Source organism: Pseudescherichia sp., from assembly GCF_031987975.1.
In the GTDB taxonomy this organism is placed as follows: domain Bacteria; phylum Pseudomonadota; class Gammaproteobacteria; order Enterobacterales; family Enterobacteriaceae; genus Pseudescherichia.
The window spans coordinates 50793-68515 of record NZ_DALZYX010000011.1; the positions used below are offsets into that span (position 1 = coordinate 50793).

Here is a 17723-nt window from a genome sequence, read left to right on the forward strand (position 1 = left end):
GAGGATTCCAGTAATCCTCCCGCCATGCGCTATTTTCGCACAAATGCGCCCGGGATGCATTCTTATACTGTATATCCATTCAGGTTTTTTTGTGTCATAATTAACCGTTTCAGTTCAGTTCGCCGGATGTCCTTCAAACATACCGAGCGCCGAGTCTCTTACCGGGAAAGGTGAATGGATAAGATAGAAGTACGGGGCGCGCGCACCCACAATCTCAAGAATATCAACCTCGTTATCCCACGCGACAAGCTGATTGTCGTCACCGGGCTTTCAGGTTCAGGTAAATCATCCCTGGCTTTCGACACCCTCTATGCCGAAGGCCAGCGTCGTTACGTTGAATCGCTCTCCGCCTATGCGCGCCAGTTCCTGTCGTTAATGGAAAAGCCGGATGTCGATCATATCGAAGGTCTGTCGCCCGCCATCTCCATTGAGCAGAAGTCGACCTCGCACAACCCACGCTCTACCGTCGGGACCATTACCGAGATCCACGACTACCTGCGTCTGCTGTTTGCCCGCGTAGGCGAGCCGCGCTGCCCGGATCACAACGTGCCGCTGGATGCACAGACCGTCAGCCAGATGGTGGATAACGTGCTGTCGCAGCCGGAGGGCAAGCGCCTGATGCTGCTCGCGCCGATTATTAAAGAGCGTAAAGGTGAGCACACCAAGACGCTGGAGAATCTGGCAAGCCAGGGCTATATCCGCGCCCGTATCGATGGTGAAGTGTGCGACCTCTCGGATCCGCCGAGTCTTGAACTGCATAAAAAACATACTATTGAGGTGGTCATCGACCGCTTCAAGGTGCGGGACGATCTGACCCAGCGTCTGGCCGAGTCCTTTGAAACCGCGCTGGATCTCTCCGGCGGGACGGCGATCGTCGCCGATATGGACGATGAGAAGGTGGAAGAGCTGCTCTTCTCCGCCAACTTTGCCTGCCCGATCTGCGGCTACAGCATGAACGAGCTGGAACCGCGTATGTTCTCATTCAACAACCCGGCCGGTGCCTGTCCGACCTGTGACGGTCTGGGTGTGCAGCAGTATTTCGATCCGGATCGGGTGATCCAGAACCCGGAGCTGTCGCTGTCCGGCGGCGCGATCCGCGGCTGGGATCGCCGTAACTTTTACTACTTCCAGATGCTGCGCTCGCTGGCGGATCACTACAAATTTGACGTTGACGATGCCTGGGAAAGCCTGAGCGCGTCGGTGCAAAAAGTGGTGCTGTTCGGCTCCGGTAAAGAGAGCATCGAATTTAAGTACATGAACGATCGCGGCGACACCTCCGTGCGCCGTCATCCGTTTGAAGGCGTCCTGCACAATATGGAGCGCCGCTACAAAGAGACCGAGTCCAGCGCGGTGCGCGAGGAGCTGGCGAAGTTTATCAGTAATCGTCCGTGCGCCTCCTGCGACGGCACGCGCCTGCGTCGTGAAGCACGCCACGTCTTTGTCGAGAATACCCCGCTGCCGGCCATCTCCGACATGAGCATCGGCCATGCGATGGACTTCTTCAACAACCTCAAGCTGGCGGGCCAGCGGGCGAAAATTGCCGAGAAAGTGCTGAAGGAGATTGGTGACCGTCTGAAGTTCCTGGTGAACGTTGGCCTTAACTACCTGACCCTCTCCCGCTCGGCGGAGACGCTCTCCGGCGGTGAAGCGCAGCGTATTCGTCTGGCGAGCCAGATCGGTGCCGGTCTGGTTGGGGTAATGTACGTGCTGGATGAGCCATCTATCGGCCTGCACCAGCGCGACAACGAACGTCTGCTGGGCACGCTGATCCACCTGCGTGACCTTGGCAACACGGTAATTGTGGTTGAGCATGACGAAGACGCGATCCGCGCCGCTGACCACGTGATTGATATCGGTCCAGGCGCAGGCGTTCACGGTGGACAGGTGGTGGCGGAAGGCCCACTGGATGCCATCATGGCGGTGCCAGAGTCGTTAACCGGGCAATTTATGAGCGGCAAGCGGCAGATCGCCGTGCCAAAAGAGCGCGTTCCTGCCGATCCGTCGAAGGTGCTGAAGCTCTCCGGCGCACGCGGTAACAACCTGAAGGATGTGACGCTCACCCTGCCGGTAGGCCTGTTTACCTGTATTACTGGCGTCTCCGGCTCAGGTAAATCGACCCTGATCAACGATACTCTGTTCCCGATTGCCCAGCGTCAGCTTAACGGTGCGACTATCGCCGAGCCGGCACCCTACCGCGAGGTTCAGGGCCTGGAGCACTTCGATAAGGTCATCGATATCGATCAAAGCCCGATTGGTCGTACGCCGCGTTCAAACCCGGCCACCTATACCGGCGTCTTTACGCCGGTGCGTGAGCTGTTTGCTGGCGTACCGGAATCCCGCTCACGCGGCTACACGCCGGGACGCTTTAGCTTTAACGTGCGCGGCGGCCGCTGTGAGGCCTGCCAGGGTGACGGGGTGATCAAGGTAGAGATGCACTTCCTGCCGGATATCTACGTGCCGTGCGACCAGTGCAAAGGCAAACGCTATAACCGCGAAACGCTGGAGATCAAGTACAAGGGCAAGAGCATCCACGAAGTGCTGGATATGACCATCGAAGAGGCGCGTGAGTTCTTTGATGCCGTTCCGGCGCTGGCGAGGAAGCTGCAGACCCTGATGGATGTGGGTCTCTCCTACATCCGTCTCGGTCAGTCTGCTACCACGCTCTCCGGCGGTGAGGCCCAGCGCGTGAAGCTGGCCCGTGAGCTGTCAAAACGCGGTACCGGCCAGACGCTCTATATTCTGGATGAGCCGACCACCGGCCTGCACTTTGCCGATATTCAGCAGCTGCTGGAAGTGCTGCACCAGCTACGCGATCAGGGCAACACCATTGTAGTGATTGAACACAACCTCGATGTGATCAAGACCGCGGACTGGATTGTCGATCTTGGCCCGGAAGGGGGCAGCGGCGGCGGCGAGATCCTCGTCTCCGGCACGCCAGAAACGGTCGCAGAGTGCGAAGCCTCGCACACTGCCCGCTTCCTCAAACCGATGCTGAAATAGCTTAAACGGAAAGCTGCTGCCTGACCGCGTCAGGCAGCGCTTCAACCGCCAGCTTGTAAGACGCATCTACCAGATAATAAATCCGCGAATCCGGTAGCGATCCATCAAGGAATACCGTACTCCAGTGCGCCTTGTTCAGGCGCGCGCTCGGCCGCACGTCTGTATTTTCACTCCGCAGCAGCTCGGCCAGCTCCGGGCTGGTTTTCAGCGATACTGCCGGGCGGTCGTCCACTTCATGCACCATCGCAAACAGCACATCTGCCACTTTAATCTGCGTAGCCTTCCAGTCACTGTGTACGCTCTGCTCCGCGCCTGGTTTACCCATGCAGTAGGGCAGCAGTTCCGAATTGATCATTTCTCTTCCCCTTGTAGTGTTGCGATGATTTTGCGTGACCCGCCGTGAATACGGTGCTCTCCCAGCCAGATGCCCTGCCACGTTCCCAGCTGCACGCGACCGTTCTGCACCGGCAGCAGCAGCGATACGCCAAGCGTGGAGGATTTGATATGAGAAGGCATATCATCCGGTCCCTCAGCGTCGTGCTCATAGCGGGCGCTATCCGGCACGGCATGCAGAAAATGCTGCTCCATATCGTAACGCACGGTGGGATCGCAGTTTTCATTCAGCGTGAGGGAGGCAGAGGTGTGCTGTAGCAAGAGGTGCAACAAACCCGTTTTGATGCGGTTAAGGGAAGGAATTTGCTCCAGCACCTCATCCGTCACCAGATGGAAACCGCGTGGCTTTGCGCCAAGCCTGAGAGTTTGTTGATACCACATAGCGTGCTCCAGAGTTAATTCACCTGATGCTAAGTGTGTAACACCCAGGGCAGATCAGCCAGAAAAGGACGAAAATAAGGCAACCTGGCGATTGCCTTTTAACAATCAATACTCGGAGTTAGCGATGACCTCTTCACCATACATCCCCGCCTGCGGCATAGGGCGATAGGTTGAGTTGGAGGCGCGTAGCACGCGAATGCCTCGGGCACCCACTTCCCGCGCAGCGCTGATGTCGTTATCCGAGTCGCCGTAGAACAGCTTTATCTGCTTATCCTGTAGCCACTGGGTCTTGGTGTTCTGGCCCGGCTGGTCACCGGCAAAGATCACCGGGTTCATATTTTCGGCCGGGATCTGGAAGTCTTCCTGCAGCGTTTTTGAGACGGTCTCGGTTTTTGTCTGGCTGCGTCCGGTAACGAAGTAGATAGCATCGCCACGCTTGACGTGCATCGCGATCAGCGCCCGGGCCACCTCTTTAGGGATGCTGTACTCATCCCAGCCGTTGTTCATTTTCTCCCAGAAAGCGGGATTATGGAGATACTCTTCGCTCTGCGGTGAAAAGGTCTCCTTCCCTCGCCAGAAACCTGGGCTGGAAAAAAGCACGGTATCATCGATATCAAACCCGACAGCCATCGGTGGGCGGCCCTGGAGGCTGTTTTCAATCTGTGCCACCGAGACCCAGTGAATAGGTGCTTGCTCAGCCAGTTTAGCGACGTTGGTTCCCGGGTAGAGCGGCGAAGGCGAAGAGGCGTGAGCATTGGCAGCGCCCATGGTAAACAGCAGACAGAATGCACTGAGTGCGAGGGGTAATTTACGCATATTCATCCCTAAACTTTAGAATTTGGTAGAATTTTCCCCGGCTTTGCGCCGGGGAAGGCGCGTATTATGCCATTACCGCGGCAAACGCCTGTGCGACGCGGTGCACATTCCCATGGTTCAGGCCAGCAAGGCACATGCGGCCGCTGGCGATCAGGTAGACGCCAAACTCTTCGCGCAGACGGGTCACCTGCGCCGCGCTAAGGCCGGTGTAGCTGAACATGCCGCGCTGCAGCAGCAGATAGTCAAAGTTATGCCCGGGAACCGCCTCGCGCAGAACGTTAACCAGCTCCTGACGCATCGCAGAGATACGCAGGCGCATCGCCTCCACTTCTGCCAGCCACTGGGCTTTCAGGGTTGCATCACCCAGCACGGTCGCCACTACCTGCGCGCCGAAGTTTGGCGGGCTGGAGTAGTTACGGCGCACGGTGGCTTTCAGCTGCCCCAGCACCCGTCCGGCGGTTTCGGCATCTTCACAGACGATGGACAGGCCACCGACGCGCTCGCCGTAGAGAGAGAAGATCTTCGAGAAGGAGTTGCTCACCAGCGCTGGCAGACCCGCATTAGCGATGGCACGAATAGCGTAGGCGTCCTCTTCCATCCCGGCACCAAAGCCCTGATAGGCGATGTCGAGGAACGGGATCAGCTCACGCGCTTTCAGCACCTCAATCACCGCATCCCACTGCGGATTGGTCAGGTCAGCCCCGGTGGGGTTGTGGCAGCAAGGATGCAGCAGAACGATGCTACGGGCAGGCAGGATTTGCAGCTTTTCCAGCAGCGCATCGACGCGCACGCCGTTGGTTTCGCCATCAAACCACGGGTAAGTACTTACTTCGAACCCGGCACCTTCAAAAATGGCGATGTGGTTCTCCCAGGTCGGATCGCTGACCCAGACGCCGGAGTCAGGGAAGTAGCGTTTCAGGAAGTCGGCCCCTACCTTCAGTGCACCGGAGCCGCCCAGCGTCTGGATAGTCGCAATACGGTTAGCCTTCAGTACCGGATGGTCGGCTCCGAACAGCAGCGGCGCGATGGTGTGACGATAGCCCGGCAGGCCTTCCATCGGCAGGTAGAGCGACGCCCCGTGCGGCTGAGCGTTCAGGCGTGCTTCCGCTTCCGCTACGGCCTGTAGCTGTGGAATGAGGCCATCTTCGTTGTAGTAGAGGCCGATGCTGAGGTTTACTTTATCGCTACGGGGATCTTCTTTGAAACGCTCCATCAGCGTCAGAATGGGGTCGCCAGCGTAGGCGTCAACTTTTTGAAACACGCGGTGGTTCTCCAGATTTACAGGCGGGGGGTTTTAAACACAATAAACCGGAAGCGAATAGAGATCGAGAAGTTGTTAGCATTTGTAGACCCGGCAAGCGCAACGCCGCCGGGCACTATTTTAATCTACGTATTTCATCGCGACCCGAGACGTCAGTCGCGTGATAAGTTCGTAAGCACTTACTTTTGTAATTTCAGCGATGCGCTCTACTGACAGGCCTTCGCCCCACATCACCACCGCATCGCCCGCCCGCTCCTGTGCTTCTGGCCCAAGATCAACGCAAATCATATCCATCGCCACCCGTCCGACGATAGGCACTTCGCGGCCGTTAACCAGCACCGGCGTGCCAGAGGGTGCAGCACGGGGATAGCCATCGCCGTAGCCCATCGCCACCACGCCGAGGCGCGTATCGCGCTCGCTGGTCCAGGTTCCGCCATAGCCCACCGGCTCGCCCGCCCGGTGCGGACGTACGGCGATCAGCTTTGAGGTCAGAGACATAACCGCCTGGAAACCGAAATCGGCTCCCCAGGGCTTTTGATCCAGCGGCGAGACGCCGTAGAGAATGATGCCGGGGCGGACCCAGTCAAAATGGGCCTGCGGCCAGAGCAGAATGCCGCCGGAGGCCGCAATAGAGCGCAGGCCCGGCTTGCCTTCGGTGAAGGTGGTGAAGATATCCAGCTGCTGCTCGGTTGCGCCACACTCTGGCTCATCGGCACGGGCAAAGTGGCTGACGATATTGACCGGCTGGCGCACGTTTTTGCAGGCACAGAGACGCTGGTAGAACGCGCTGGCCTCTTCGGGACGTACCCCCAGCCGATGCATGCCGGTATCAAGCTTCATCCAGACGGTGACCGGTTCGGGGAGATCTGCCCTCTCCAGCGCCTCCAGCTGCTCGGTATTGTGCACGGCGGTGTGCAGCCGTTGAGCAGAGAGCGTGGGGAGATCTTCCGCGGAAAAAAAGCCTTCGAGCAGCAGGATCGGCTGGGTAATGCCGCCCGTACGCAGCTGCAGGGCCTCTTCGAGACGGGCAACGCCAAAGGCGTCGGCGTCGGGGAGCGTTCGCGCGGTCTCGAGGAGACCGTGTCCGTAAGCGTTCGCTTTCACCACTGCAACCAGCTTGCTGGCGGGAGCCAGTTCACGCAGGCGTTGCAGATTGTGTCGCAGAGCGCGGCGGTTAACTACTACGGTTGCCGCTTGCATGTTATTCCTTATAAAAAAGACGAATCCTCAAAATCATTCGCGTTGCAGGAAGGCGACAAGTCCGGGAAGCCCCAGGAGCTTACTGAAGTAAGTGACTGGGGTGAGCGGACGCAGTCAACACACCTGCGGCGTGAAGGATGAAGAGGATTTATTCATCGTCATACTGTGGTCCCGCATAATTATCAAAACGCGACCACTGCCCGTTAAAGGTCAGGCGTACCGTGCCAATCGGGCCGTTACGCTGCTTACCAATAATAATTTCCGCGATGCCTTTCAGATCGCTGTTCTCGTGGTACACCTCATCACGATAGATAAACATGATCAGGTCGGCATCCTGTTCGATAGAGCCGGACTCACGCAGGTCGGAGTTGACCGGGCGCTTATCGGCACGCTGCTCCAGAGAGCGGTTAAGCTGCGACAGGGCCACCACCGGCACCTGTAACTCTTTCGCCAGCGCCTTCAGCGAGCGGGAGATCTCAGCGATCTCCAGCGTACGGTTGTCGGAGAGCGACGGGACGCGCATCAGCTGCAGGTAGTCGATCATGATCATGCTCAGGCCGTCATGCTCACGGAAAATGCGGCGGGCGCGGGAGCGTACCTCGGTTGGCGTCAGGCCGGAGGAGTCGTCGATATACATGTTACGCTTCTCCAGCAGTATGCCCATGGTGCCGGAGATACGCGCCCAGTCCTCATCGTCGAGCTGGCCGGTACGAATGCGGGTCTGATCGACGCGGGAGAGCGACGCCAGCATACGCATCATGATCTGCTCGGCGGGCATCTCAAGGCTGAAGATCAGCACCGGTTTATCCTGGAGCATCGCGGCGTTTTCGCACAGGTTCATGGCGAAGGTGGTTTTACCCATCGACGGACGCGCCGCCACGATGATCAGATCCGAGCGTTGCAGGCCCGCCGTCTTCTTGTTCAGATCCTGATAGCCGGTATCGACGCCGGTAACGCCGTCATGGGGCTGCTGAAACAGCTGCTCAATTCGCGCAACGGTGGCCTCAAGGATCTGGTCGATGCTTTTCGGCCCTTCATCCTTATTCGCCCGGTTTTCGGCAATCTGGAAAACGCGGGATTCGGCGAGGTCGAGCAGATCTTCACTGGAGCGGCCCTGAGGATCAAAGCCAGCGGTAGCGATCTCGTTGGCGACGGAGATCATCTCACGCACGACCGCACGTTCGCGAACGATGTCGGCATAAGCGCTAATGTTCGCCGCGCTTGGCGTATTTTTCGATAGCTCTGCCAGGTAGGCGAAGCCGCCGACGCTGTCCAGCTGGCCCTGCTGCTCCAGCGACTCCGCGAGGGTGATCAGGTCGATGGGCTTGCTCATCTCCTGCAGGCGGTGCATCTCCGTGAAGATATGCCGGTGTGGGCGGGTATAAAAGTCTTCCGCAACAACGCGCTCGGCAACATCGTCCCAGCGTTCGTTATCCAGCATTAAACCGCCCAACACCGACTGCTCCGCTTCGATTGAGTGTGGCGGCACTTTCATCCCCTCGACTTGCATATCGCGGGGTTCAGTCTGTTTGTTGAAGGGTTTATTTCCTGCCATAGTGAATGGAGTACCGAGATAAATTGTGGGTCGAAATTTTATCATATTTTAGATTATGCACCGACCCTAATGTCGCATTGGCTTAGGATCTTTGGGAGGAAACATGGCAACAAGAATTGAATTTCACAAGCATGGTGGCCCTGAGGTATTAAAAGCGGTGGAGTTTACTCCCACCGATCCGGCAGAGAACGAGGTGCAGGTCGAGAACAAGGCCATTGGTATCAACTATATCGATACCTACATCCGTAGCGGGCTTTATCCGCCGCCGGCACTGCCAAGCGGTCTCGGTACAGAGGCGGCAGGCGTAGTCAGCAAAGTGGGAAAAAACGTTAGCCACATTAAGGCTGGCGATCGGGTGGTCTATGCCCAGTCGGCGCTGGGGGCCTACAGCTCGGTGCACAACGTACCTGCTGATAAGGTTGCTATTCTGCCCAACGCCATCTCCTTTGAGCAGGCGGCAGCCTCGTTCCTGAAGGGGCTGACGGTTTTCTACCTGCTGCGTAAAACCTATGAGATTAAGCCCGACGAGCCGTTTCTGTTCCATGCGGCAGCAGGCGGCGTAGGGCTGATCGCCTGCCAGTGGTCCAAGGCGCTGGGCGGCAAGCTGATTGGCACGGTAGGCAGCGCGCAGAAGGCGCAGCGGGCGTTGCAGGCTGGTGCATGGCAGGTGATTAACTACCGCGAAGAGAGCATCGTTGAGCGCGTCAAGGAGATCACTGGCGGTAAAAAAGTGCGCGTAGTCTATGACTCGGTAGGCAAAGATACCTGGGAGTCATCGCTGGACTGCCTGCAACGTCACGGCCTGATGGTCAGCTTCGGCAACGCCTCTGGCCCGGTCACCGGCGTTAACCTTGGCATTCTCAACCAGAAAGGCTCCCTCTACGCTACCCGCCCTTCCCTTCAGGGCTACATCACTAACCGTGAGGAGCTGGAAGAGGCGAGCAACGAGCTGTTTTCGCTGATTGCCAGTGGCGTGATTAAAGTCGACGTGGCGGAGGATCAGAAGTTCCCGCTGGCGGAGGCGCAGCGCGCGCACGAGACGCTGGAGAGCCGCTCAACTCAGGGGTCGAGCTTACTGATCCCCTAAAAGAATTAGGGCTTCCCTTAAGGAAGCCCTTTCTTTTTTTAGTTCGGCTGTATGTAGGGTACAGCTCGATGAATACTAAGACGCGCAATAGTGACAGATTCGATACCTAAATCCTATGCGGTTTGGCTGAACCTGCCAGAGAAAAGTGCCAGGTTGTGATCAAGACCGCATAACTTAGTAACGCCAGCGGCTATTACGCTGATACAGCGGCAGTTTTGGTTTTTTCACCGCCCGGATCACCCAAACAATGGCCACCGCCAGCAGCAGCCAGGGTAACAGCTTAAACATTAACGCAAACAGTCCGCCGACAAACATCAGCGCCGTGGCCACCGCAAGGGCGACAATAATGCCCAGCAGCGAGACGCCCGTTACCAGCAGCATCATAAAAAATCCAATTACAAACAGTAGCTCCAGCATGGTTCTTCCCCCTCAATAGTTACCTGAGGTATTACAAGAAACGTGCCAGATTGTAATCTATTGATAATAAAACAAAACGCCCCGCAGAGGGCTGCGAGGCGTGGTGAATTTAGCTAACTTTTAGCGGATTTGCTAACGCTTATCAGCTACCAACTTTAGTGCCTGCTCCAGGACATTAATATCTGCCCCAGCCTTATGGGCGTTTTCACTCAGGTAGCGACGCCACTGGCGCGCACCGGGAACGCCCTGGAAAAGCCCGAGCATATGGCGGGTAATATGACCGAGATAGGCTCCGTTGCTCAGCTCGCGCTCAATGTAAGGATACATGGCGCGCACCACCGCAACCGGATCGGCATCGTCACGCTCGACACCAAAAATCTCACGGTCAACCGCGGCCAGAATGCCTGGATTTTGATACGCCTCGCGCCCCACCATTACCCCATCCATATGCTCAAGGTGCGTCTTCGCCTCCTCAAGCGATTTGATGCCGCCGTTGATCGACATGGTCAGATGAGGGAAGTCGCGCTTAAGCTGATAGACACGCGGATAATCCAGGGGCGGGATCTCGCGGTTCTCTTTTGGGCTGAGACCAGAGAGCCAGGCTTTACGGGCATGGATAATAAACGTTTCACACTCGCCTTTGCCGGAAACGGTATCAATAAAGTCGCAGAGAAACGCGTAGCTATCCTGATCGTCAATGCCGATACGGGTTTTCACCGTCACCGGGATGGAGACCACATCGCGCATGGCTTTGATGCAGTCCGCCACCAGTTGCGCATTGCCCATCAGGCAGGCCCCGAACATGCCGTTCTGCACGCGATCGGACGGGCAGCCGACGTTAAGGTTGATCTCATCGTAGCCGCGGGCTTCTGCCAGCTTCGCACAGTGGGCCAGCTGCGCCGGATCGCTGCCGCCTAGCTGAAGCGCCACGGGATGTTCTTCTTCGCTGTAGGCCAGGTAGTCGCCTTTGCCATGAATAATCGCCCCGGTAGTCACCATCTCGGTATAGAGTAGCGTCTCCCGCGACAGCAGGCGCAGGAAATAGCGACAGTGGCGGTCGGTCCAGTCGAGCATGGGCGCGATGGAGAAGCGGTGGGCGGCGAAGGCGGTAGCGGGCGTGACTGGCGGCATAGCGTACGTTTTTTCATCAAAATGGAAAAGGGGCGCTACTATAGCATACTCATTTAGCCTGAACAGCCCGCCGGAGGCATTGCGCCTTCGGCGGGTTAATCATCAGAACGTCAGGCTAAGCTGCGCGCCTGCGCCCCAGGTTTCATCTTCGCCATACAGGCCCATCAGGTCAACGTGGACGCGGTTAAACGGCGCAAAACCGATACCGGCGGTAGCAACATTGCTGTCGTCCCCTTTCACATCGGCGCGATAGCCCGCCCGAACAGCCAGCCAGTCGAGCGGACGCACCTCGGCACCGACGCCAACATACTGGGAAGCCTCTTCACTTTTGAAACCTTTGGTTTCGGTCAGATCGCCGTCGGCGCTCAGAGTAACCAGATCTGTATGCCAGGCCAGGCCAGCGGTAACTACCGGGCTTATCTGGTAGGTATCTTTATAGTTGCGAACTTCCTGAGTACGGCCATCGCGGATCTGGATATCTTTGGTATCGATATCGCGGGAGATCAGGTTCTGCCCACTCAGGCCCACCGTCCAGTTATCGCCAAAGTCAGCGGCAATACCGGCGTCAACGTTGAAGCCGGTATCGTCGTTACGGTAGCGGCTGCTGTTGAAGTCGCTGCTGTCGTAGTCGTAGATGGAAGTGGTATAGTTGAACAGCCAGGTTTTTTGCAACTTCGGCGTCACGCCGATTGAGACAGGCACGTCACCAAACTGGAACTGGTGCGCTACGGCCACGCCGTAGTCGGAAACAATAGCCGCCCGTCCGGAGGCGGTGGAGTTGAGGTTACGAGTGATGATATCCGAGCTGCTTCCAATGGCAACAAGTCCAGCATCCGCAACAATCCGATCGCCGCGCAAGTAGTCAATATCCTGCTGATCGATGTTGGAGCTGACCCGAGCGTGAGCATAAGCCTTTGCCACGAAAGCAAATGACAGCACATCGTTAGGAATGCTTACCGCAATACCGGCTCCCGCATTGGCGCGTGCGGTTTTGCCGTCGAGATACTCCAGCTCATCGGCTAAATCGGTTGCTGCACCGCGCACCTGATTAATTGTTCCCGTTGGGTTGGTAATGAACTGGGCAAAGGTCAGGTTATCAATAACGTCATCGTAATAGTCAACCTTATCGCTGATATCATCGATTTCGTCCTGCAAATTATCCTTGTCGCTAATCTGCGCCCGTACGCTCGGCAGGATAACCGTTACGTTATCCTCCGGTTTAGCCTTGGCCAGCAGCGCCGGGTTAATCAGTACGCCGCTGCCGTAGCTGGCGGAGGCTACCCCGGTTCCGCCCATAGCATCGCTACGTGCTTCTGCCCAAGTATTAGCAGCCCCAGCCTGAGTGACTACCCCAAAAGAGACCGCAAGTGTTACCACTGAAAGTTTAAAAATTTTTTTCACAGTATGCCCGTCTTATTGATCAAAGGTCGATTTATGCCCTGCCAGTTATCGCCTGGCGAGAGGTGAACTATTGCTGTGAAAAGCGATGCTAATTGCGGCTATTTCATTTTTTTTGCCGCATGAGGATATATTTATTGGTAACAAACTGCGTCTTTTTATAAACGCTATTTACTTATAGAGGAGGAAAATCGTTTCGGGAAGGTTTTCTGAGCGCGTAACGAAATTTTCAGGTAAATGCCAGAGTTGCGATCCGCACTGAGTGCGTAAGCATCGCCCGGATCTCGGCGTTTGCTGCGGAATATGGTAAAGTAGCGGTTTCAACGTTATTACATCACGTAACCTGAGGATGCCCTATGGATAAGACCACTTCGCAGCAGATGCTGGCACAGGCTGAAACGCTGTGCGCGCAGCGCAACGTGCGCCTGACCCCGCAGCGTCTTGAGGTTCTGCGCCTGATGAGCCTCCAGCAGGGTGCAATCAGCGCCTACGATCTGCTCGATCTGCTGCGCGCTTCGGAGCCGCAGGCTAAGCCGCCTACGGTATACCGCGCTCTGGACTTTCTGCTAGAGCAGGGGTTCGTTCACAAGGTCGAGTCAACTAATAGCTACGTGCTATGTCACCTCTTCGATCAGCCTACCCATACGTCGGCAATGTTCATCTGCGATCGTTGTGGCGTGGTGAAAGAGGAAGCGGCAGAGGGCGTGGAAGATATTATGCATGGCCTGGCAGCAAAGATGGGATTTGCGCTGCGTCATAACGTTATAGAAGCGCATGGGCTTTGTGCAGAGTGTTCAGAAGTTGAAGCCTGCCGTCATCAGGGCACTTGTCAGCACGATCACAGCATTTTAGTGAAGAAAAAGCCACGTTAGGCTAAAAATCTGGAGTGAATCGGGTAGAGTCGGTACGTCCTTGTACCGTCGGGCAGGGTAGTCAAGCTGTTGATTTAACGTGATTACCAGCGATAGTCGTTACGGGTTTCCCATTCGCCAACTTCTTTCTCGGCCTGGTCTTTCTGATAACCGTAACGTTCCTGGATTTTACCCACCAGCTGGTCACGTTTACCTTCGATAACGGTCATATCATCGTCCGTTAATTTACCCCATTGCTCTTTCGCTTTACCTTTGAACTGTTTCCAGTTACCGCCGACTTCGTCTTTATTCATAATGGTATCCTCATCATCGTTCGGTGTTGAATAGCAATATTCGTTGGTCCTTCGTTACGTTCGCTATCTGCTGAACGTGATAATAATTGTAGTTAAGGATTTTCTAACGTGGGGATTATTCGGAATATTTAACCATGCAGGCGTAAACAAACAACAGGAAGATGAGGCTAAAAAGAGATGAAAAAGGCAGGAATAAAAAAGAGATTAAGCGCTGTGGCAGTTTAAAGCTCACTGCCACAAGCACTTATACGATGTTACAGCCACTCGCCGTTGCGAATGACGCCCACCGCCAGCCCTTCAATGCTGAAGTTCTGCTGACGCAGGTCAACAACAATAGGCTCGAAGTCGCTGTTTTCCGGCAGCAGCTGCACGGTATTACCCTGCTTTTTCAGCCGCTTTACCGTCACTTCATCGTCAATACGCGCCACGATCACCTGGCCGTTACGCGCTTCCTGGGTTTTGTGCACCGCCAGCAGATCGCCATCCATGATGCCGATATCTTTCATCGACATCCCACTTACCCGCAGCAGGAAATCGGCGCTGGGCTTGAACAGTGATGGATCGACCTGGTAATGGCCTTCAATATGCTGCTGTGCCAACAGAGGCTCACCGGCAGCCACGCGGCCAATCAGCGGCAGGCCATCCTCTTCTTCCTGCAACAGGCGAATCCCGCGCGATGCGCCGGAAACAATCTCAATAGCGCCTTTTCGTGCCAGCGCCTTCAGGTGTTCTTCCGCCGCGTTTGGCGAACGGAATCCCAAACGCTGCGCAATTTCAGCACGCGTCGGCGGCATGCCGGTCTGGCTGATGTGATCGCGAATGAGATCAAACACCTCTTGCTGCCTGGCTGTTAACGCTTTCATCCCGCCCCCTGGGTGTATATACAGTTATGCTGTGAGTATATACAGCAAAAACCGTTTTTGAAACCAAATTTTGAGCAAATCCGCCCCGCAAGGCCGATTTTGCGTACCCTAGCGGTAATATGACCAGAGCAGGATGCCCCAGGTCGCCAGAGCTAACAGAATGGACATCAGCACCGCCGCCGATCCCATGTCTTTTGCCCGCCCGGAAAGCTCATGAAAATCAGTCCCGATACGGTCTACAACCGCCTCGATCGCGCTGTTCAGGATCTCCACTATCATTACCAGCACCACGGAACCAATCAGCAACACGCGGGTAATGGCATCTACGTCAAGCCAGCAGGCAATGACAATGGCCAGGATCACCGCCACGGACTCCTGGCGGAAAGCGGCTTCGTTGAGCCACGCAGCGCGAACACCCTTCCATGAGTAGCCTGCTGCTTTAATGATTCGCGTTAAACCAGTGGTATTATTGGCCATCAAAAGAACCTTTTTACGTAATTATCGTCAATGTCTATGCGAGCGTACCGAGGTACAAAAGATATTCTGCGCGCTTTCTGATATTCTTGCGGCGCAATGGCATTATTAACCAGAGGCTTCACATTGTTTATGTCCGGCTGGCCACGAATTTACTACAAATTACTGAATTTACCATTAAGCGTGTTGGTAAAAAGCAAGTCGATTCCGGCAGAACCTGCCCAGGAACCTGGACTCGATACCTCACGCCCTATTATGTACGTTTTGCCTTATAACTCGAAGGCAGACTTACTGACGCTGCGTGCCCAATGCCTGGCGCACGAGCTGCCCGATCCGCTTGAACCGCTGGAGATCGACGGCGCGCTGCTGCCGCGCTACATCTTTATTCATAGCGGCCCGCGTGTCTTTAGCTGGTACACGCCAAAAGAAGAGTCTATTAAGCTGTTCCATGACTATCTGGACCTCCACCGTAACCATCCGGATCTGGACGTGCAGATGGTGCCGGTCTCGGTGATGTTTGGCCGCTCACCGGGGCGCGAAAAAGGCGAAGTTAACCCGCCGCTGCGCATGCTGAACGGTATCCAGAAGTTCTTTGCCGTCTCCTGGCTGGGTCGCGATAGCTTTGTGCGCTTCTCCCCACCGGTCTCCCTGCGCCGGATGGCCACCGAGCACGGTACGGACAAAATTATCGCCCAAAAGCTGGCTCGCGTAGCGCGCATGCACTTTGCCCGCCAGCGCCTCGCCGCCGTGGGGCCACGCCTGCCGGCGCGTCAGGATCTCTTCAATAAGCTGCTGGCATCAAAAGCGATCGCCCGCGCGGTCGAAGACGAAGCGCGCAGTAAAAAAATCTCTCACGAGAAAGCGCAGCAGAACGCTATTGCGCTGATGGAAGAGATTGCCGCTAACTTTTCCTATGAGATGATCCGCCTGACCGACCGTATCCTGGGCTTTACCTGGAACCGGCTTTATCAGGGGATCAATGTGCATAATGCCGAGCGGGTACGCCAGCTGGCGCACGATGGCCATGAGATTGTCTACGTGCCCTGCCACCGTAGCCACATGGACTACATGCTGCTCTCTTACGTCCTTTATCACCAGGGGCTGGTACCGCCGCATATTGCTGCGGGGATCAACCTCAACTTCTGGCCAGCCGGACCGATTTTCCGCCGTCTCGGGGCGTTCTTTATTCGCCGTACCTTCAAGGGCAATAAGCTTTACTCTACGGTGTTCCGGGAGTATCTGGGCGAGCTGTTCAGCCGCGGCTACTCCGTCGAGTACTTTGTTGAGGGCGGGCGCTCGCGTACGGGCCGCCTGCTGGATCCGAAAACCGGTACCCTGTCGATGACCCTGCAGGCCATGCTGCGCGGCGGCACCCGTCCTATTACCCTGGTACCGATCTATATCGGCTACGAGCACGTGATGGAGGTAGGAACCTACGCCAAAGAGCTGCGCGGTGCGACCAAAGAGAAAGAGAACGTCTTCCAGATGCTGCGCGGCCTGAGCAAGCTGCGTAACCTCGGCCAGGGCTACGTTAACTTCGGTGAGCCGCTGCCGCTGATGAACTATCTCAACCAGCACGTGCCGGAGTGGCGCGAGTCGATCGACCCCATTGAGGCGATACGCCCGGCCTGGCTGACGCCGACCGTGAATACCATCGCCGCCGATCTGATGGTACGTATTAACAACGCGGGCGCGGCAAACGCCATGAACCTCTGCTGTACCGCGCTGCTGGCTTCGCGCCAGCGCTCGCTGACCCGCGAGCAGCTAACCGAGCAGCTGGACTGCTACCTCGATCTGCTGCGCAACGTGCCCTACTCCCCTGACGCCACCGCCCCAACGGCGAGCGCCAGCGAGCTGATCGCCCACGCGCTGCAGATGAACAAGTTTGAGGTAGAGAAAGATACCATCGGTGACATCATCATTCTGCCGCGCGAGCAGGCGGTGCTGATGACTTACTACCGCAACAACATCGCGCATATGCTGGTCCTGCCTTCGCTGATGGCGGCTATCGTGACCCAGCATCGCCAGATCTCTCGCGAAGAGCTGCTGCGCCACGTTGATGTGCTCTATCCGATGCTGAAAGCGGAGCTGTTCCTGCGCTGGGATAACAGCGAGCTGCCGGAGGTGCTGAACGCGCTGATCGCCGAGATGGTGCGCCAGGGCCTGCTGGTGGATAAAGACGACCGTCTGTATCTCAACCCGCAGCGCTCACGCACTCTACAGCTGCTGGCGGCTGGCGCGCGCGAGACGCTGCAGCGCTATGCCATTACCTTCTGGCTGCTGAGCGCTAACCCGGCCATTAACCGTGGAACGCTGGAGAAAGAGAGCCGTACCCTGGCCCAGCGTCTGTCGGTGCTGCACGGGATCAACGCCCCGGAGTTCTTCGATAAGGCGGTGTTTAGTACCCTGGTGCTGACCCTGCGCGATGAAGGCTATATCAGTGATACGGGAGATGCCGATCCGGCTAAAACCATGCAGGTCTATCTCCTGCTGGCGGATCTGGTGACGCCTGACGTGCGATTGACCATTGAGAGCGCAACGCAGGCGGAAGCGTAATAGTGAGGCCCGGCAAGCTTGCCGGG

General features: G+C 56.6%; 16 protein-coding genes. 4 read left to right on the forward strand and 12 right to left on the reverse strand.

Going from position 1 to position 17723, the window contains the following annotated elements; all coding sequences use genetic code 11:
- Positions 1-174: 174 nt before the first annotated feature.
- Complete coding sequence (gene uvrA / locus RTN40_RS18250; protein ID WP_312229704.1) at positions 175-3000, forward strand: excinuclease ABC subunit UvrA; 2826 nt, start codon at positions 175-177, stop codon at positions 2998-3000.
- 1 nt (position 3001) lies between these two features.
- On the opposite strand, the gene RTN40_RS18255 is transcribed toward uvrA, so the two are convergent.
- The 6 genes from RTN40_RS18255 to dnaB all read right to left on the reverse strand — a co-directional run bounded on the left by RTN40_RS18255 (position 3002) and on the right by dnaB (position 8606).
- Positions 3002-3355, reverse strand: coding sequence for an MmcQ/YjbR family DNA-binding protein (locus RTN40_RS18255; protein ID WP_312229705.1), 354 nt, complete (start codon positions 3353-3355; stop codon positions 3002-3004).
- Complete coding sequence (locus RTN40_RS18260) at positions 3352-3774, reverse strand: secondary thiamine-phosphate synthase enzyme YjbQ (RefSeq protein WP_312229706.1); 423 nt, start codon at positions 3772-3774, stop codon at positions 3352-3354. Before RTN40_RS18260 ends, RTN40_RS18255 begins: the two co-directional genes overlap by 4 nt.
- A 105-nt stretch (positions 3775-3879) precedes the next feature.
- Positions 3880-4590, reverse strand: coding sequence for an acid phosphatase AphA (gene aphA, locus RTN40_RS18265; RefSeq protein WP_312229707.1), 711 nt, complete (start codon positions 4588-4590; stop codon positions 3880-3882).
- 64 nt (positions 4591-4654) lie between these two features.
- Positions 4655-5851 carry an aromatic amino acid transaminase gene (tyrB, locus tag RTN40_RS18270; protein ID WP_312229708.1) on the reverse strand — a complete coding sequence of 399 codons (1197 nt, stop codon included), beginning with the start codon at positions 5849-5851 and terminating at the stop codon, positions 4655-4657.
- Positions 5852-5971: 120 nt separating this feature from the next.
- Positions 5972-7051, reverse strand: coding sequence for an alanine racemase (gene alr, locus RTN40_RS18275; RefSeq protein WP_312229709.1), 1080 nt, complete (start codon positions 7049-7051; stop codon positions 5972-5974).
- A 148-nt stretch (positions 7052-7199) separates the two neighbouring features.
- Complete coding sequence (gene dnaB / locus RTN40_RS18280; RefSeq protein WP_312229710.1) at positions 7200-8606, reverse strand: replicative DNA helicase; 1407 nt, start codon at positions 8604-8606, stop codon at positions 7200-7202.
- A 103-nt stretch (positions 8607-8709) separates the two neighbouring features.
- Here dnaB and RTN40_RS18285 point away from each other — a divergent pair, with 103 nt between their 5' ends.
- Positions 8710-9693, forward strand: coding sequence for a quinone oxidoreductase (locus RTN40_RS18285; RefSeq protein WP_312229711.1), 984 nt, complete (start codon positions 8710-8712; stop codon positions 9691-9693).
- 174 nt (positions 9694-9867) lie between these two features.
- On the opposite strand, the gene pspG is transcribed toward RTN40_RS18285, so the two are convergent.
- The 3 genes from pspG to RTN40_RS18300 form a co-directional block, all read right to left on the reverse strand.
- A complete protein-coding gene (pspG, locus tag RTN40_RS18290) occupies positions 9868-10110 on the reverse strand; it encodes an envelope stress response protein PspG (RefSeq protein ID WP_042388868.1) in 243 nt (80 codons plus the stop codon).
- Between the two features lie 132 nt (positions 10111-10242).
- Entirely contained in the window at positions 10243-11241 is a 999-nt protein-coding gene (gene dusA / locus RTN40_RS18295; RefSeq protein WP_312229712.1) for a tRNA dihydrouridine(20/20a) synthase DusA, read from the reverse strand.
- A 102-nt stretch (positions 11242-11343) separates the two neighbouring features.
- Positions 11344-12642 carry a conjugal transfer protein TraF gene (locus RTN40_RS18300; protein WP_312229713.1) on the reverse strand — a complete coding sequence of 433 codons (1299 nt, stop codon included), beginning with the start codon at positions 12640-12642 and terminating at the stop codon, positions 11344-11346.
- 353 nt (positions 12643-12995) lie between these two features.
- Here RTN40_RS18300 and zur point away from each other — a divergent pair, with 353 nt between their 5' ends.
- Positions 12996-13511, forward strand: a complete 516-nt coding sequence (gene zur / locus RTN40_RS18305) for a zinc uptake transcriptional repressor Zur (RefSeq protein ID WP_312229714.1) — start codon at positions 12996-12998, stop codon at positions 13509-13511.
- 83 nt (positions 13512-13594) lie between these two features.
- On the opposite strand, the gene RTN40_RS18310 is transcribed toward zur, so the two are convergent.
- The 3 genes from RTN40_RS18310 to RTN40_RS18320 all read right to left on the reverse strand — a co-directional run bounded on the left by RTN40_RS18310 (position 13595) and on the right by RTN40_RS18320 (position 15144).
- On the reverse strand, positions 13595-13804 hold the full coding sequence (locus RTN40_RS18310) for a CsbD family protein (protein ID WP_064324434.1): 210 nt from the start codon (positions 13802-13804) through the stop codon (positions 13595-13597).
- A 254-nt stretch (positions 13805-14058) separates the two neighbouring features.
- Complete coding sequence (gene lexA, locus RTN40_RS18315) at positions 14059-14667, reverse strand: transcriptional repressor LexA (protein ID WP_312229715.1); 609 nt, start codon at positions 14665-14667, stop codon at positions 14059-14061.
- A 108-nt stretch (positions 14668-14775) separates the two neighbouring features.
- Entirely contained in the window at positions 14776-15144 is a 369-nt protein-coding gene (locus RTN40_RS18320) for a diacylglycerol kinase (protein WP_312229716.1), read from the reverse strand.
- A 129-nt stretch (positions 15145-15273) separates the two neighbouring features.
- Here RTN40_RS18320 and plsB point away from each other — a divergent pair, with 129 nt between their 5' ends.
- The gene (gene plsB, locus RTN40_RS18325) at positions 15274-17697 is read left to right on the forward strand and encodes a glycerol-3-phosphate 1-O-acyltransferase PlsB (RefSeq protein ID WP_312229717.1); all 2424 of its coding nucleotides are present in this window, start codon (positions 15274-15276) and stop codon (positions 17695-17697) included.
- Positions 17698-17723 lie beyond the last annotated feature (26 nt).

Coding starts and splice junctions, on each gene's coding strand:
- uvrA (WP_312229704.1), top strand. CDS start 175: ATGGATAAGATAGAAGTACGGGGCGCGCGCACCCACAATCTCAAGAAT.
- RTN40_RS18255 (WP_312229705.1), bottom strand. CDS start 3,355: ATGATCAATTCGGAACTGCTGCCCTACTGCATGGGTAAACCAGGCGCG.
- RTN40_RS18260 (WP_312229706.1), bottom strand. CDS start 3,774: ATGTGGTATCAACAAACTCTCAGGCTTGGCGCAAAGCCACGCGGTTTC.
- aphA (WP_312229707.1), bottom strand. CDS start 4,590: ATGCGTAAATTACCCCTCGCACTCAGTGCATTCTGTCTGCTGTTTACC.
- alr (WP_312229709.1), bottom strand. CDS start 7,051: ATGCAAGCGGCAACCGTAGTAGTTAACCGCCGCGCTCTGCGACACAAT.
- dnaB (WP_312229710.1), bottom strand. CDS start 8,606: ATGGCAGGAAATAAACCCTTCAACAAACAGACTGAACCCCGCGATATG.
- RTN40_RS18285 (WP_312229711.1), top strand. CDS start 8,710: ATGGCAACAAGAATTGAATTTCACAAGCATGGTGGCCCTGAGGTATTA.
- pspG (WP_042388868.1), bottom strand. CDS start 10,110: ATGCTGGAGCTACTGTTTGTAATTGGATTTTTTATGATGCTGCTGGTA.
- dusA (WP_312229712.1), bottom strand. CDS start 11,241: ATGCCGCCAGTCACGCCCGCTACCGCCTTCGCCGCCCACCGCTTCTCC.
- zur (WP_312229714.1), top strand. CDS start 12,996: ATGGATAAGACCACTTCGCAGCAGATGCTGGCACAGGCTGAAACGCTG.
- RTN40_RS18310 (WP_064324434.1), bottom strand. CDS start 13,804: ATGAATAAAGACGAAGTCGGCGGTAACTGGAAACAGTTCAAAGGTAAA.
- lexA (WP_312229715.1), bottom strand. CDS start 14,667: ATGAAAGCGTTAACAGCCAGGCAGCAAGAGGTGTTTGATCTCATTCGC.
- RTN40_RS18320 (WP_312229716.1), bottom strand. CDS start 15,144: ATGGCCAATAATACCACTGGTTTAACGCGAATCATTAAAGCAGCAGGC.
- plsB (WP_312229717.1), top strand. CDS start 15,274: ATGTCCGGCTGGCCACGAATTTACTACAAATTACTGAATTTACCATTA.